Origin of the sequence: Anaeromusa acidaminophila DSM 3853, assembly GCF_000374545.1 — a bacterium.
Taxonomy (GTDB): Bacteria; Bacillota; Negativicutes; order Anaeromusales; family Anaeromusaceae; genus Anaeromusa; species Anaeromusa acidaminophila.
This window is the reverse complement of the sequence record NZ_KB894635.1, coordinates 1-2,072: the sequence shown is the minus strand read 5'-3', so window position 1 is coordinate 2,072 and position 2,072 is coordinate 1. Positions and strand designations below refer to the sequence as shown.

Sequence of the window (2,072 nt, the reverse complement as noted above, 5' to 3'; positions counted from 1 at the left end):
CTCTAGAATACAGGCTTCATCTTAATGCTGCATAAAAATAGCGTACCAGTAAAAACTGATACGCTATAAAGTCTAACTTATTGGGGTCACATCAGAAGCAATGGCTTCGGTACGGTTCTTTTTTACTTCCGTAACCTTCAGTCGAATCCTCCGAATTTCAGCAGACGTCGGTTGCTATGCCATTCATGGCGCAACCGACCCTAGTGCCGTCGCCGCGACTCTTGTTCACTCCGTACTCTCTGGCTCTTTTCTGTTGCTCTGAGTTGCGTTCTCTTCTAAGGACCATGTAGCGGTTTACTTATAAGACAATATTTTATATGATTGGTTGTGATCCCTTTGTACAAGCAGTACAAGCGAAAACTCAGACCGCGGCCATGGCTGCGACTCTCAAGCCGACGATGGCGGAAGGAATTTCTAGATTAGGGAAACAGAGAATAGCAAGGGAGTTTAAGTCATTCCTAATCACATTTGTCCGGCGTGTAATTTGTACGAAAGTGCCTTTTTAGTGTCTGAGGGTAATGATAGGGGGTGGTGGAAATTCGAGCTAAAAAGTGGTTTCAGAGGATCGGGTGCGGGAGTTTGCTCTGTTTGTTTTTAGCCAATGGAGCTGTCCTTGCTTCATCAGCGGAAAAACTAGATAGTATAGGTGTGAATAAGGGAAACACGCAAATTTTGGCAGGAAGTTTTTTTCAGCCGAGCTTGGTGACGAATTGGACAGAGAGCGATTTTGCCGCAGAGTATGAGGCGATGAAAAAGGTTTCCATGGATCATATTATATGGCAATGGACGGTCGACACTAAAGAGAAAAAGGCTTGCTATCCAACGGTGCTTTCAGGGTATACGCAAATTTTTCGCGAAGACAAGGTTAAAATTTCTTTGGAGCAGGCGAGGAGAAAAGGCATAAAAGTCTGGCTGGGTCTTGCTGCTAATGATGACTGGTTTCGCTATTATGCAAATGATGAAAAATGGTTAGCAAATGAGGTTGGCCTTAATAAAAAAATAGTACAGGAATTGTGGCAGCGTTACGGAGGTAGCTACGATGATGCGGTTGCTGGCTTTTATATCTGGCTGGAAGTGGAGAATGTTCATTTTCAAAATAGCGCTAAGCAAGAGCGAATTGCCATGGCTTATAAAGAAATTGCCGAAGAAGTTCACCGTATCACAGGGAAGCCTGTGATGATTGCTCCTTATTTTGCGCCGGGCAGCGGCTTGGATGCGGATGGTTACGCGGCTATGTGGGGCAAAGTGTTAAAGACAGCGCCCATTGATGTCATTGCGCTGCAGGACGGGTTTGGCGGTGAATATGGTTCTGCGGCAACCATTGCAACCTGGTTGCCGCCCTTGAAAAAGAAGATAACCGAAGCTAGGCCGCAAACCGAATTATGGAGTGATTTAGAGACGTTTACCCCCGATTTTTTGTCGGCGCCTATTTCACGGGTTATCAGTCAAATTAACGCTGAAAAAAGCTTTGTAAGCAAGTTTACAAGCTTTAGTTTTAATCATTATGATTCGCCTAATAATGGGCATCTATTGCGTTATCTTCAATACAAGCGATATGTTGAATCGCTCAAAGCGCCAGGCGGGAACCAGGCAGACCTTAAAGGGGTGGTCTTGGTAGAAGAGGACTCATAAGAGGCAACCCAATAAGGAGGAAAGCGCTGCAGATTGTGATAGTAGCCAGCCTTTCAGTCAGTAATTTTTTTGATTGTTACTATGCCTAGTTTACGTAGGAATTTAAATTTTTCTCAATGCAGGTTGATTTGCGTTAGAATAGGAAACTTGATTGCAGCCTTTGGAACTACGCTTCCAGGCTGTCTTTTTTTGTTTAAATCGAATAAATGCTCCTGGTTTCTGTCTTCAATTCTGTCGTCTGCTCTTAGTCTTCTCAGTTTTTCTAGAAGTATACAGTTCTTTAAGCTACTATTTTTGCAAATGCGAAGGAATTTATAGAAAATAATAGAATATCTTAAAAACGACGATAGTGTCAAGGAATGTTCGCAAAAACCATCGCACTCCGAAATAGCTAAGCGCTTTTGCTCAACTGTTGTTGAATTTCGTTGATAAGCATAGGA

2 protein-coding genes are annotated in these 2,072 nt (G+C 43.1%); one reads left to right on the top strand and one right to left on the bottom strand.

Features of this window, described 5'->3' with window-relative positions; translation table 11 throughout:
• Window positions 1-588 precede the first annotated feature (588 nt).
• The gene (locus C508_RS0117310; RefSeq protein WP_018704826.1) at window positions 589-1,632 is read left to right on the top strand and encodes a DUF4434 domain-containing protein; all 1,044 of its coding nucleotides are present in this window, start codon (window positions 589-591) and stop codon (window positions 1,630-1,632) included.
• A gap of 113 nt (window positions 1,633-1,745) precedes the next feature.
• On the opposite strand, the gene C508_RS20610 is transcribed toward C508_RS0117310, so the two are convergent.
• Window positions 1,746-2,072: hypothetical protein (locus C508_RS20610; RefSeq protein ID WP_039797811.1), on the bottom strand; the 327-nt coding region annotated here is incomplete at its 5' end.